Raw genomic sequence first — 13,786 nt, 5'->3', positions numbered from 1 at the left:
GCGGAGTCAAGGGGATCTAAAATCAGGTTCCCCTTGAATTTCTGAGGTTCACCCCCTCTGAGAGATACTCAGATTTCACGTAGGAGCGCGAAAACTGAGCTGATCTTTGCATAGGGACGGTAGCCTTGGTGTCCAGCGCACGAGTCCTGAAAGCGTCAGCTAACTTCCCGAAAGACTCCGGAAAGCACCTTAGCGAGTGCCTCAATGGGTACACCGTTTCCATATATATCGAACGTGATGGTCCCCGAGGCATGCCCCATGACCGCCTGAGCATGAACCGTAGGAACGCCCTGAACCTGCATCAGCGAAGCCAAGGAATGGCGGAATGAGTGGTAAGTGAGGCCAGCCTTGTGATCAGCTCCAAGAGCCACAGGGATTGCTTGACGGTTTGCCCAGTCTCCCGCTGTCTTGTACCCGATCTGCGCCAATGGCTCCGGCTCCGCCCCACTGAGCTTGCATAACTCGACATATCGCAAGAATGCTGCAAGGTCGAATCCATAGGCGCCATCAGTTAACGGCACCAATCGTTCACTGCGCTTGTTCTTTATCGACTTCCCTTCTCCAGCCTCATTGATGTGGATGGCAACGATTCCCGACGCAAGAGTCTGTATGTCGCTTGTTGTTAGCTGAGAGATTTCGTTTAGACGCCCGCCAGTGATGACTCCAAGACTGAGCAGCCAGCGCTTCCATGAGGTCTCTGGGAGGTTGCTCGCATACTCCATCACCTTGACCACTTGAGCCTGAGAGAACGTCTTACGGGTCGATTCGAGGCCCTTCGTGAGTTTCAGCTTCTTGTCGTAGGTCTTTACCAGATGACCGTTCTCCACAGCCCAAGCGAGTACCGCCGAGAGTTTCACGAGCAGCTTGTTGACCGTTGAGGACATCCGGCCTTCGGAGAGGCGATCTCGGAGAGCCACAAGGTCAGCCCTTGAGTGATTCCGTAGATCAAGGTCTCCCAACTGAGCAGAGAGTGTTCCGTGGCACACCTTAGTCTCCTTAAGGGTCGATGCCTTCTGGTCCTGAGCGCGGTCCGCCAAGTAGAGCCCCGAGAGAACCTCAAAGGTCATTGGAGCTAATACAGATAGAGACACAGGGACGCTCTCTGCGGGCTTCGCTTGGTCACCTTCAAGGTCCCGGATGATGGTCACCAATGGCACAGAGTCGCCCTGTAGGCGCACCTGAGCAGCAGACATCACCTCCCTCGCTCTCGCTACGTGTTCATGCTGATCGACGCTGAGTGGCATCGTTGCAGCAATCTCAGACAGGTTGGTCCAAACGTCTTCGTAGAGGTCGCCCCAGTCACGTAACGAGTGAACATCATGGGCAGTCGACAAGAGACTCTCAGCGACCCACAACAGATGCTCCCGCAGCTCAAGCCAAGTCGCCTGAGGGTGGTCCAAGTGGAAAGCCTTGATGGTCTCGGCAAGTCGTCGTGAAGCGTCCATAGCGGCCTTTCTATCGGTGGTCTTAAGGGAAACTGAGGTGGTTTGAGTGGTGCTGCCGGTCTCTCTGAGGCGCAGATAGTAGATGCCATTGCGCCTGTAGTGATAGGGCTTAGCGAGCCTTGTAGTGGGCCTGAGGGAGACAGCAGAGTTTGTGACAGCACTTGTAACAGGACAGAGCTTGAAAATGGTCATCATGGCATTAGGGCCCCGTAATCATTGGGTGGAACCCTTACGTCCTGTAGTTCTGGATGTACTGCCGGGAAGACCTGCGCAAGCTCAAGCGAATCACACTGCTGTGGGATTACATCCGTGCCGTCACCGAGCAGAATCAAGGGCTGTTGATGGGGGAAAGTAGAGAGATGCTGTTCGCCGATTAATCCGCGCTCACCACGATCGATACCCGACGGTTCTCGGTGCGTCCGACCGCGCTGTCGTTGGAAGCGACGGGGTTGCTGCTGCCCAGACCGCGCAGTTGGATGTTTTCTTCTTTCATGCCGACGGCGGCCAAAACCTTGCCGACGCTTTTTGCGCGACGCAGGGAAAGCTGTTCGTTATAGGACTCTTTGCCCGAAGCATCGGTGTGGCCGTCGACCCTCACCCGTTCGATTTCCACACTCAATAACGCCTTGCCAATGCGCTCGACAATCTCGGTACTAACGGCGTTGAGGTTCTCGACATCACTGCCGAACAGCACTTTATCGGACAGACCAAAGGCCCAGCCCTCGTCAGTCATCTCGAAACCTTGCTGCTTGAGCTCGGCGATCTGCGCCGGGGTCAGGCCTTGTTGCGGTGCCATCTGGCAACCGGTCAATGCCAGCAAGGCCAGGAACAGGGTGATCGTGAACAGTCGTAGAGAATGCTGATTGGGGGTGAACACAGAAACTAGCTCCTGGTTTGAACATGGGCGACAGGGAGCTCCGCCCCTGCCGTTTGCTGCGCGCCTCGGGAAAGGCGTTTGGCCTGGTACATCGCGGCGTCGGCAGCATCGAGCAACTCACCCGGTGTGACCCCATGATCGGGGTACACGGCGATGCCAATACTGAGTGAAGTCAACACCTGGGTACTGCCCGGCAATTGGATGGGTATTTCCATGCTGGCGATGATTTTGTCAGCAATCCGTTCGGCGTCTTCGGCCTTGTGCAGCGGTGTGAGCAGGATTGCAAACTCGTCGCCGCCCAGACGTGCAACCAGATCCTCTTCACGCAGCTGTGCGCGAACCCGGGTTGCCACGGCGATCAGCACCGCATCGCCGGCAGCGTGGCCGAAGTTATCGTTGATCTCCTTGAACCGGTCGCTGTCGAGAAACAGCACGGCCACTCGCTCATCGAGCTTGCCTGCATTGCGCAAGGCACGCATCAGGCGGCCTTCGAAAAATGCTCGATTCGGCAGCCCGGTAAGGCTGTCATGGCTGGCTTGGTGGGCCAGGGTTTCGTTTTCGCTTTGCAAGTGGGTCTGCCAGGATTCGAGTTCATCGAGCAAGGCATTGAAGTCGTTGCCCAGGTTGTCGAGTTCGGCAATGTCGGCGGGCGGCACGCGCTGGTCGAAAGCTCGCTCACTGCGGGCGGCGTGAGCCACGGCAGCCAGGCTGCGCAACGGGCCGATGATCCCCCGCAATTGCCGACGCGCCAGATAGAGCGCAACGCAGGCACTGACGGCGGTACACAAGACGATCCCCATCAGACCGCTGAGCAAAAAGCGCATCAGACTGCCGCCGTGGCCGGTGAGCAGAATGCTGCCGATTTCCTGACCTTGATGGACGATCGGCATGCTGATGGGTTTTTCCAGAATCGCCCGGGCGACCTGCATTTCAAGATCGGAGAGCAATCCCGTTTCCGGTCGTTGCCAACGTGCGAGCAACTCCCCTTGCCCATCCATCACCAGGGCATCAGCCACTTCTTCGGTGGACGCGATCAATGCCAACGCCTCAGTGGCGGCGACCTTATCGTTGAACACCACCGCGGCTTCCACGGTGTAGTTGATCGAGCGGGCAATCAGATGCAGGTTGTGATCGGCATAAACCCGCAAGGCCAGAACGCCCAGCAGGGTCAACGAAACACTGGCCATGGCCACGCCCACCAGGGCGACGATCAAATGCCCACGGCCGATAAGCGACCCTAAGGTCGGACGTATACGAGATTTGAATAGATTCATGGCGCCGCCGGCTTGCGACGCGACAGTTGCAGCACGCTGGGATGAATGCGCACACCGCTGCGGGCGACCGAGTCGAGGTTGACCTCGAAGGACACCTGTTGATCGCCGACCCGCAAGCAGAACAGACTGCCAACGGTGCATTGATCGTCGCCTTCGCTGATGCTCACCACCGGGCGTCCTGTCAGCGAGGCGAATAGCCGACTACGCTCGTCGCTGGTCAGCTTACCGATGTACACCGCGTCGCATTCACCGGCAATGGCCGGGTTGTCGGCCAAAAGCCGGCGCACGGTGACAGGCCGACCAGTGGGCTGGGTCGTGCCTTTGACCAAGTCGTCGGTGTACTCGGTAGGGCCGACCACGCACAGTCGCGACTGTTGGGGCTCAACAGGCCACCGGGCATAACTGAGGATCCCGAGCACTACCTGAGTGACCGCTCTGGCGCGCTGGTCGGCCTTGCTCACGGCAATTTCCGGCTGAGCGCAGGCAACGCCCGTCAACAAACAGAGAAGGCCGGCAAGCAGCACTTGCTTGCAGCCAACAACGCGCTCTGTCGCCCAGACAGCCACCTTCATGCAGGGATTCTCTTCGATCGCAACGAAATGATGCCGCAACGATAGCACAGCACCGAAACACCAGCGAGGCCACGCACCACGGCACTTCGGACAGATTCCGTCGTCTGGCGCCGCCCGCTTAGTGGCCCGGCTCGATACCCTCTTCCAGCTCCAGCATCAACCCGCTCAAGCGCTTGACCTTGCGCCGCACGGCCTCTTCGAATACGCCGGCGCGAGGCTCAATCAGGGTGAACCAGTGTTTGGCCCGGGTAATCCCGGTATAGATCAGTTCCTTGGTGAGCACAGGGTTCAGGGCGTCCGGCAGAATCAACGCCGTATGGGCAAATTCCGAGCCTTGGGATTTGTGTACGGTCATGGCGTACACGGTATCGACATCGTTGAGCCGGCTTGGCAGCACAAAGCGCACACCGCCCTGACCATCGTTGCGCGGGAAGGCCACACGTAGCACTTGCCGCCCTGCATCGGGCCCCTCACGTTCCGGCAGCTTGAGCGCAATGCCAATATCGCCGTTCATCAAACCCAGGCCATAGTCGTTGCGGGTCATCAGCACGGGCCGACCTTCATACCACTGGTGGTCGCTGTCGATCAGCCGAGCCTTGAGCAGCGCGTCAGTCACTCGCTGATTCAAGCCTTCCACACCCCAAGGCCCTTTGCGTACCGCGCACAACAGCTGGAAGGTATCGAAGGCTTGCAGCACCACACGAGCCCAATGGGTCCAGCGTGGATCATCGAGTGGGCAGTCGAGCGGTGGCCGCTGACTGCGCAAAAGACTCAGGTAATGCCGATAACCTTTCGGCCTCTCACCCTGGCCTTCGAGCAGCAAGCGCTCCAGCGCCCGATCCTGCTCCCCCTTGAGAGGCAGGGAAAATACATCGTCATGGCTTCCAGCCGCCAATAACTTGCGGGCGTCCTCAGGTTGCTGCCGGTTGACCCAACGGGCCAACTGGCCAATGCCGCTGCCCTCACCAAAGCGCCGTGAGTGACGCAGCATCACGACTTGCTGAGCCAGGGGATGCGCTCCGTTGATGTCTTCGTGCAAATCGCTCGCACCAAGATTTTCACCGCTGACCGCCTCCAGCCACTGGCGGGTCTGCGGGCTGTACCAACCGGCTTCGGCATCGCGGCACAGATCACCCAGCACGGCACCGGCCTCGACCGACGCCAGTTGATCCTTGTCACCGAGCAGCACCAGACGGGCATGGGCTGGCAATGCGTCGAGCAGATTGGCCATCATTTCCAGGTCGATCATCGAGGCTTCGTCCACCACTAATACATCCAGCGGCAAGCGATTGCCGGCGTGGTGCCGGAAATGCCGGGTACCGGGACGACTGCCGAGCAAACGGTGCACGGTGGTCACATCCGACGGGATCTTCCCGCGCACCGTTTCAGGGACTTTCAGGGTTTGAACCTGCTGGCTGATGGACTCGGTCAAGCGTGCAGCAGCTTTGCCAGTGGGTGCCGCAAGACGGATGCGCAGCGGTTTGCCGGCCTCCACTGCGGGCGCCTGGAGCAATGCAAGCAAACGCACGACCGTGGTGGTTTTACCGGTTCCCGGGCCGCCTGTGACGATGCTGAATGCGCTACGTGTGGCCAGGGCGCAAGCGAGTTTTTGCCAGTCGATCACGTCATCAGGTCTGGCTGGACCGAACAGGCCCGTCAGGCGCTGGGGCAAATCACTCGGTGTTGTTTCGTATGCCGCCAGACGCTGACGCAGGGCGTTATCGATCCGCCGTTCGTAAGCCCAGTAGCGACGCAAGTACAGGCGTTTACCCGATAGCACCAACGGCCGGTGCTGCGCGGCTTCACGCTCGTCGACGGCCAGAGCCACCAAGCGGCTGGACGCCAGGACCTTGCACCAATGAGCACCGTCCAGCGCCTCAAGCAATTGCGACGGCAGCAACATCGCGCCACTTTGCAGATCACCTTCCGGCGGCAGCGATAGAGCGAAGTCTGGTTCTTTCAGCGTTTCGAACAGGTCCAGGCAAACATGGCCGTGACCCAGTTGGTGACTGGTCAACGCCGCGGCCAACAGCATCAGTGGATCATCGTCGGGGGCGAGTTCGTGGAGAAAGGCCACGAAGGCCTTGTCCAGCGCCCGCAGCCAACCGCGCTCGACCCAGCGCGTGAGCAGCAGCAACAAGTCATCTGCGCGACTCAGGGGGGCCAGGTCCGCCAGACTTTCGGCCGCCAATGGCGTGGGCAGCAAATCGGCGAAGGTGCGACTCATAGCAGTACTCCCTGTTCCCAGGCGGGTTCGGCCTTGGGCTCTGGCTTGCCCTGGAACAACCGGTCCAGACGCTCGATCAGCTCCCGTGGCGGACGGGCGAAATACACGCCCTGGCTGGCCGCGCGAGTACCGCGAAGGAACAAATACAACGCCCCACCGACATGCCGATCGTAATCGTAATCGACCAGCCGCGCCTTGAGCTGGCGATGCAGGGCTAGCAGGTACAACACATATTGCAGGTCGTAACGGTTATCGAGAATCGACTGCTCCATGGCCTGCTCGGTATAGGCCGCGTCATCGACACCCAGCCAGTTGGATTTGTAGTCGGCGACGTAATAACGACCATCGTGCTCGAACGTCAGGTCGATGAAGCCTTTGAACATGCCATTGAGCAGCACCGGTTCGGCGGCCACCCTGGCCACGCCGTTGTGGGTGTATTGGCGCACCAGTTCATCGAGTTTGAGCACATCGACTTTGTGACTGGCGAACCAGAATTCCATCTCGACCCGGTATTGGGTCAACTTCTCGAACACCACTGGTGGCTGCCCGCCGCCGATGTGCAGCGGGGATTTGAGCAAGTGCTGCAACCAGTCACTCAACGTCGTGATCCAACCTTCCCAGCCACGGCGATTGCAGCGGCGGGCGATGGCGTCTTCCACAGTCTGGGGTGCAGCGGTAAAACCTTCGTCACCGGCCCACTCAAGCAATCCATGGAGAAAAGTGCCGGGGTTCGGCCCGCGAGGGAATCGATGGATATCAGCCCCGCCAGCAATCACTTCTCGCGGCGCTTGCGGATCGAGACGTTCGTCGTCAAAAAGCTTTTGTGCTTGCGGGCTCTCTGGAGCTTCGTCACTTCCCATGCTCAGACTGTCGCCAATGCGCAAGGCGCTGTAGGAGGCGATCCACCAGTTTTCGCTGGCCTTGCGCTTGGGTATCAGCGGCGCAAGCAAGGTCGCTTCATTGCGCGGCGGATGGTAATGCTCGGCGCTCGCTTCAGGTATTTCACCGTAGTTCAGCGCCGGGCAGTCCTGCTGCAAATCTTCCAGCCAACGCCGCAACCCTGCCGACTCGGCCAATGGCGCACCACCGCCCAGCAGATAACCCAACGCCGAAAGGTGCAGAACCGAACCGTTGTTGTTGCCGCGCTTGAGGTCAGTCACACCGACCCAGCAAGCATGTTGCGCCCGGGTCAGAGCGACATAGAGCAGCCGAAGATCCTCGGCCAAGCGCTCATCATCGGCCTGGACGATCAACTCGGGCGTCGGCTTCAAGCTCACTTGAGCCTTGCCCATCGCATCGTGGTAATACAACGGCAGACGGCTGCCATCCACCGGTTTTGCCGAGCAAATGAACGGCAGAAACACCAACGGATATTCAAGCCCTTTGGATTTGTGGATGGTCACAACCTTGACCAGTTGTTCGTCGCTTTCCAGGCGCAGGATCTGTTCTTCGCCAGCCTGACCGGACAATGCCAGATGCTCGGACAAATGACGGATCAAGGCTTGCTCGCCATCGAGTTCCGCGCAGGCCTGCTGCAGCAGCTCGGACAGGTGCAGCAGGTTGGTCAATACTCGCTCGCCATCGTTACGCGCGATCAACGCCTGGGGCAGTTGGAAGTCGTGCAACAAACGCCGCAACATTGGCAGCACGCCCTGCTTGCGCCAGAGCTCGCGATAACCGCGGAACTGCATGACCCGTGCTTCCCAGGCCAGTTCGTCCTGATTCAGCCGTTCCAGCTCAGCCAGCGAAAGGTTCAGCGTGATGCAGGCCAGCGCGGCCCGGAGGGGACGCTCGACATCCGGCTCGGCACACGCCTTGAGCCAGGTCAGCAGATCATGGGCTTCCTGCGCGGCGAACACGGAATCCTTGTCTGACAGGTAAACGCTGCGCACACCGCGGGCCGAAAGTTCGCCACGCACAGCTTGGGCCTCTTTGCCGTCGCGCACCAGAATTGCAATATCCGATGGCAGCAGACCTTTGAAGTCCTTACCGTCCTGGATGAAGCCAGCATGGTCTTGCTGGCCACCATTGAGCAGCGCGGTGATTTCACTGGCGCAGGCAGCGGCCAGTTGTTGTCGATACACCGCGCCAGACAGTGGCTGATCGGCGGACAGGTGCCAGATGTTCAGGGCCGGTACAACCTGACCATCAATCTGCAGAATTTCTTTGCGCCCTTGGGATTCGACGGGCAGGAACGGTACCGGGTTCTCGCCATTTTTCTCACGAAACAGGAATGCTCCGCGTCCCTGCTCACGAGATTCGGCGCGCTCGAACACATGGTTCACCGCACTGACCATGCCATGACTGGAACGGAAGTTGGTGCCCAGGGTATGCAGGCGGCCAGTGGTGGCTTGGCGGGCACGCAAGTAGGTATAGATGTCGGCTCCGCGGAAGGCATAGATCGCCTGCTTCGGGTCGCCGATCAGAAACAGACCGGTTTCAGGATTGTTGTCTTCGATGCGATAAATGCTCTCGAAGATTCGATACTGCACCGGGTCGGTGTCCTGGAATTCGTCGATCAACGCGACCGGGAACTGCTCGCGGATCAGTGTTGCGAGGCGCTCACCGCCTTCGGACTGCAACGCCGCATCGAGGCGCAGCAGCATGTCATCGAAGCCCATTTCCGCGCGGCGACGCTTTTCTTCTTCGAACCGAGCACCCACCCAATGCGCGGCGTGTTGCAGCACGGCGGCATCGGGAGTCGGCAAACGCTCGAGACTGATCTTGAGACCGGGCATTGCATCAAGACCGGGATGACGGGGAGCTTCACCCTTCCAGGCTTCAGCCATGCCATCAGGGGTCAGACGAGTGAAGCCAGTGCCAATGTCCAGTTGCTCGAGAGATTCGTCTTCGGCCCAGGCTCGGAGCTTTTCGAACCAGGGTTCAAAGTAGCGCGGCTGCATCTTGCGGCCATCGACGCTTTTGCTCGCGACGCCCTGGTGACAGATGGCAAGCAACTCATCCGCCCATTGGCGCCAGGGCATCTTGAGTTCGAGCAAAGCGGCCCGTCGCTCCTGCAGGCATTCGGCAATCAACTCGGCAGGCTCTTTACCTGCAACGCTGTCACGCTCGCTGGCGAACAACCCTCGCACTCGCGGCAGCAACGCCGCCGGGCCGCCCCAATTGCCGCGAACCCAGTTCAACGCATCGCCTTGCATCGGGTAGCAAAACAGTCGCCAGTAGTCGCACAGGACTTCGCCGAGTAAATCGCTGTGATCGGTTTCCAGGGTCTGAGTGAACAGGCTGCCACTGTCGAACGCATGTTCGCGCAGCATGCGCTGGCACCAACTATGGATGGTCGATACCGCCGCTTCATCCATCCACTGGGCAGCGATGTCCAGGCGGTTTGCACAGCCGGACCACTGTTCGGGAAGGTACTGCTCGCGCAATTCGGCAATGAGGCCATCCGGTGCCGGTGTCTCATCACGGAAAAACCGTGCGGCTTCAGCCAGCCGTGTGCGAATACGTTCGCGCAGTTCTTTGGTTGCGGCATCGGTGAAGGTGACCACGAGGATTTGCGGCGGCAGCAGTTCACGGCCAAAACCACTCGACTCGCCGCCGTGGCCAAGGACCAGACGCAAGTACAGCGCAGAAATGGTGAAGGTCTTACCGGTCCCGGCGCTGGCTTCGATCAGTTGGCTGCCACGCAGAGGGAATGCCAGGGCCAGCGGTGTTTTCGTGGTCATGAGCGCGCCTCCTCGCTGGTCGATGAACGCCACGAGGCCTCAAACAGCGGCCGATATAAAGCGTCGCACCAATCGGGGAAGGTCTCGTCGGCAATCAGTGCATCGTAATCGGCGAATTGCCGAGCGAGTGCCGGGCTTTCGCGGCGCTCGCCGTCAGTGGTCTGGCCATCGCCTTCATAGGCCTTGCGGGCAGCGGCGTCAGCTTTGGCCGGATCGGTTTGAGCGAGCCAGGCGAACGCTGTTTTTACTGCAATCGGCAGCGGCTGACGCATGCCCGTTTGCCAGGCCAACAACAGATCGCCCAGAACCCGGGATGCTGCGGCCTCCTCTATCGGACCGAGGAGCAAACTGTCGTCGCTGGCCACCAATGCAGTTGTCATCGGCATGCCGCTGGCACAGGCCACCAGGTGATTGACCCAAGGTCGCGTCAGGCGATGCCATTTGCGGGCTTTGATCGAACCGATGCTGTTGGGAATCGTAGTAACCGACAACAACCCGCCATCTGCGCGTTGATGCAGGCCACTGAGCCAACCCTCCAGACGCAATCCTTGTAGTTCCAGACTCACCGGCAACGCGCTGGTGAGCGGGGTCGGCCATAACGCCAGAAGTTGCTGATAGCGCAGTAGCAGATCTGGTAGCGGCTCGATCAACTCTCGCTGAAGACATTCACCAAAACCAGCCATGGGCAAGAGCCCGCTGTTTTGCAGGCGTTTCGCCTGCGCTTCCAGTACCTGATCGGTTTGGTCCAATTGCCCCAGCGCCGCTTCGAGCAAGCTGTCGCTGAGGCTATAGCGTTGCAGCGCGTCGAGTACAAATGGCTCTTCATCTGCCAAAGGCACTTCGGCAGCCTCGAAGAACACTTTGAGCCGCTGACTGAAGAAATGTCGTACAGGGTTGCGCAGAAAATCCTGCAGTTGACCCAGGCTCAGTGGTTCGTCCTGGACGTAGGGTTCAAGTACTTCGATATCAGTCGCCAGATCACCGGCTTGATGAAGAACCTGCCACTCGCTGGCGTAGCTGAATAGATCATCGCCTTCGTGAAAGTAGCGAGCGCTGAAAGGTTGCAGCGGGTGTTCCTGAGTCATGGACTCAAGCAGGTCATCATTGTCATCGTGCAGTCGCCAGCCGCTGCCAAGATGGTCACGCAACTGCCCTATCAACACCGAAGCAGGGCGCTCGCTGTTGTCCCGAATACTGCGGCCGACCCAGCTGATATAGAGTTGGTCGCGTGCGGACAACAATGCTTCCAGCAACAGATAGCGATCATCCTCGCGTCGGGAACGATCGCCGGGACGGTAGTCACTGCCCATCAGGTCGAAATCCAGCGGCGGCTGCGCGCGAGGGTAATCGCCGTCATTCATGCCAAGCAGGCAGACCAGTTTGAAGGGGATCGCTCGCATGGGCATCAAGGTACAGAAGTTAACGGCCCCGGCGAGGAAACGCTGAGACAGGCGACCTTGATCGAGACCCGCCAGCCAGGCTTCACGGACTACGGTCAGCGGTAACTCGTCCTGCAAACCTACGGACTCGCAGGTCTCGAGCCAGGTCTCTCGCAGCTCTTCGAGTTGGGCCAACAAATAGTCGTCATGCTCGTTACTGGCCAGGAAGAACAACTGCACCAAAGCTTGCAACCGCGAGCCCCATTGTTTGGGCGCTGCAGGTTGAGTGAGTTCCTGGTGGGCAATTTCCAGCGCATCCAACAATGCCACCAAAGGACCTATGAGTGCGGCATCCAGACCACCAATCTCGTCGTAGGGTTCGATCCCCTCACAGGCACTGGCGCTGCCCACGGCATAACCCAGCAGCATCCGTCGCAGACCGAAACGCCAACTGTTTTGCTCCAGTTCTTCAGGCAGGCCCAGGCCCGCGCGCTGCTCGGCGTTCATCCCCCAGCGAATACCTGCGCCTTCAATCCAGCGATGCAAGGTTGGCAGGTCACTTTCCTCTACACCAAAGCGAGCGCGTAATGCCGGAACGTCCAACAGATCGAGGATTTCGCTGACGGGGAAGCGACTATCAGGAAGTTTGAGCAGATGCTCGACAGCGATCAGTAGCGGGTCACGACCTCGCTGGCCTTGATCCGCAAGCGTGAAAGGAATGAAGCGCGGATCAAAGCGGTCAAGCTGACCAAAGACAGCACGGATATGCGGGGCATAACTGTCGATGTCCGGGACCATTACGATTACGTCGCGAGGCCTCAGGTCTGGGTCGGCACTGAATCGTGCGAGCAATTGGTCGTGGAGGATCTCCACTTCGCGTTGAGCGCTATGGGCGATGTGAAAACGGATCGATTCGTCCTTTTTCAAATCGATAGCAGGCCAACGCTCGCGGGTCTCGTTCAGGGGACGCAATTCCAGGATGTCGTCCTGCAACTGATTGAGCATGTTATGTGGTTGGTTTTCGCTGAAAAGGTCGATGCGCCCGTCGCGAAACGCCGAGCGATAGCTACTCGGATCGTCGTAGCTGTCGAGCAGATTAATGTAGTCCCGCCCCTGCTTACCCCACGCGGCCAATAGCGGGTGGGCGTGCTGATGGAGCGTTTGCGAGTCGAGCACAACTGGCATGCCGCTCTTGCGAGCCTGACGCTTGTACTGATGTCGCAATAGATCTTTGTCGGCGACGATGTCCGCCCAATGGTGACGACATGGATTGTGTACGCACAGCAAGACCTGGCTGAATCGAGCAAGCCCGGCAAGCGCTTCCAGGGCTTGAGCAGGCAGGGAAGAAATACCGAAAACGATCACCCGTGAAGGCAAACCACTGGGCGCTACTTCGAGGCTATTGATCCGCTCGATAAAGCGTTGGTGGACGCCTGCGCGGCTTTGCGCCATGCCTTGTTCACCAACATCCAGCAACAACGCTCGCCACAGCTCCGCCTGCCAGCAGTTGGCCGGGGTCAGGGCTTTGGCCTCGCCCCTGCCATTTCGTAACTGATGACGACCTTCTGCCCAGTCTTCGAGCCAGTCGGCACGGTAGACCTGATATTGGTCAAACAGGTCTGCCAGTCGCTCCGCCAATTGATAGCGTTTACGTAAGTCGGTGTCATTGGTAAGAAAACGCTGCAGGGGTTCGAAGTGCGGTTGATTGATCAACTGTGGCAGCAGACGCATCAGACGCCAGGTCAGCGGGGCTTTATCGAGAAGGGATTTGACCGGGATTTCGTCACGTCCCAGCACCATGCGATAGAGCTGCCACATGAAGCTGCCCGGTAACTGCACGTCGATGGCAGCGGCGATTCCGCAGCCGCCCATGTCGTCATCTTCAGGATCTTCGGCCAATGCCAGCTTCAGCCATTGAGCGATGCCGTTGCTCTGTACCAAGGCGATTTCATTTTCCAAGGGAGCCAGCGGGTAGCGCCGCATCCAGCTAACCACCAGGCTGCGTAACTCGTCCAGGCGGTTGCCGTGGACCACCATAAAACCAGCACTGAGGGACGTAGCGTCCGGCATAAAGGCTTCCTTGGAAAAATACAAAAGCTAGGGCCGAACCTTAGCACTGTCGGCAGACTGTGACAGCCGGGAGCGGTCCGATGATGCTGTACGAACTTTCCTGCGGACAAAACAAAACCCCTACCTGCATACGCAGATAGGGGTTTCGGAATTTAATCTTGACGATGACCTACTCTCACATGGGGAAACCCCACACTACCATCGGCGATGCATCGTTTCACTGCTGAGTTCGGGATGGGATCAGGTGGTTCCAATG

General features: G+C 59.1%; 7 protein-coding genes, 1 rRNA gene and 1 pseudogene. 1 reads left to right on the top strand and 8 read right to left on the bottom strand.

Annotated features, from left to right (window positions below; genetic code table 11):
- Positions 1–155: 155 nt before the first annotated feature.
- Positions 156–1,640: a tyrosine-type recombinase/integrase gene (locus CKW20_RS26595; protein WP_256585142.1), complete on the bottom strand. Its 1,485-nt coding sequence runs from the start codon at positions 1,638–1,640 to the stop codon at positions 156–158.
- Positions 1,641–1,687: 47 nt separating this feature from the next.
- On the opposite strand from CKW20_RS26595, the pseudogene CKW20_RS30275 reads away from it, so the two are divergent.
- A pseudogene (locus CKW20_RS30275) lies at positions 1,688–1,822 on the top strand (LysR family transcriptional regulator); the annotation flags it as partial.
- Here the strand turns inward: CKW20_RS30275 and CKW20_RS26590 are convergent.
- The 7 genes from CKW20_RS26590 to rrf form a co-directional block, all read right to left on the bottom strand.
- Entirely contained in the window at positions 1,819–2,322 is a 504-nt protein-coding gene (locus CKW20_RS26590) for an OmpA family protein (RefSeq protein ID WP_095055536.1), read from the bottom strand. The pseudogene CKW20_RS30275 and the gene CKW20_RS26590 overlap by 4 nt on opposite strands.
- Positions 2,323–2,327: 5 nt before the next feature.
- Positions 2,328–3,596: a diguanylate cyclase domain-containing protein gene (locus tag CKW20_RS26585; RefSeq protein ID WP_095055535.1), complete on the bottom strand. Its 1,269-nt coding sequence runs from the start codon at positions 3,594–3,596 to the stop codon at positions 2,328–2,330.
- Positions 3,593–4,168 carry a YfiR family protein gene (locus CKW20_RS26580; protein WP_095055534.1) on the bottom strand — a complete coding sequence of 192 codons (576 nt, stop codon included), beginning with the start codon at positions 4,166–4,168 and terminating at the stop codon, positions 3,593–3,595. The genes CKW20_RS26585 and CKW20_RS26580 overlap by 4 nt, the downstream gene beginning before the upstream one ends.
- 118 nt (positions 4,169–4,286) lie before the next feature.
- Positions 4,287–6,395, bottom strand: coding sequence for an exodeoxyribonuclease V subunit alpha (recD, locus tag CKW20_RS26575; RefSeq protein ID WP_095055533.1), 2,109 nt, complete (start codon positions 6,393–6,395; stop codon positions 4,287–4,289).
- Positions 6,392–10,081 carry an exodeoxyribonuclease V subunit beta gene (gene recB, locus CKW20_RS26570; protein ID WP_095055532.1) on the bottom strand — a complete coding sequence of 1,230 codons (3,690 nt, stop codon included), beginning with the start codon at positions 10,079–10,081 and terminating at the stop codon, positions 6,392–6,394. Before recB ends, recD begins: the two co-directional genes overlap by 4 nt.
- Positions 10,078–13,530 carry an exodeoxyribonuclease V subunit gamma gene (gene recC / locus CKW20_RS26565; protein ID WP_095055531.1) on the bottom strand — a complete coding sequence of 1,151 codons (3,453 nt, stop codon included), beginning with the start codon at positions 13,528–13,530 and terminating at the stop codon, positions 10,078–10,080. The genes recB and recC overlap by 4 nt, the downstream gene beginning before the upstream one ends.
- Positions 13,531–13,686: 156 nt before the next feature.
- A 5S ribosomal RNA gene (rrf, locus tag CKW20_RS26560) occupies positions 13,687–13,786 on the bottom strand; the annotation flags it as partial.

The organism is Pseudomonas sp. Irchel s3b2 (genome assembly GCF_900187445.1).
Classification (GTDB): Bacteria; Pseudomonadota; Gammaproteobacteria; order Pseudomonadales; family Pseudomonadaceae; genus Aquipseudomonas.
The sequence above is the reverse complement of the archived record's forward strand: the minus strand, read 5'-3'. Positions and strand labels throughout refer to the sequence as shown.

Coding starts and splice junctions, on each gene's coding strand:
- CKW20_RS26595 (WP_256585142.1), bottom strand. CDS start 1,640: ATGATGACCATTTTCAAGCTCTGTCCTGTTACAAGTGCTGTCACAAAC.
- recD (WP_095055533.1), bottom strand. CDS start 6,395: ATGAGTCGCACCTTCGCCGATTTGCTGCCCACGCCATTGGCGGCCGAA.
- recC (WP_095055531.1), bottom strand. CDS start 13,530: ATGCCGGACGCTACGTCCCTCAGTGCTGGTTTTATGGTGGTCCACGGC.
- CKW20_RS26580 (WP_095055534.1), bottom strand. CDS start 4,168: ATGAAGGTGGCTGTCTGGGCGACAGAGCGCGTTGTTGGCTGCAAGCAA.
- CKW20_RS26585 (WP_095055535.1), bottom strand. CDS start 3,596: ATGAATCTATTCAAATCTCGTATACGTCCGACCTTAGGGTCGCTTATC.
- recB (WP_095055532.1), bottom strand. CDS start 10,081: ATGACCACGAAAACACCGCTGGCCCTGGCATTCCCTCTGCGTGGCAGC.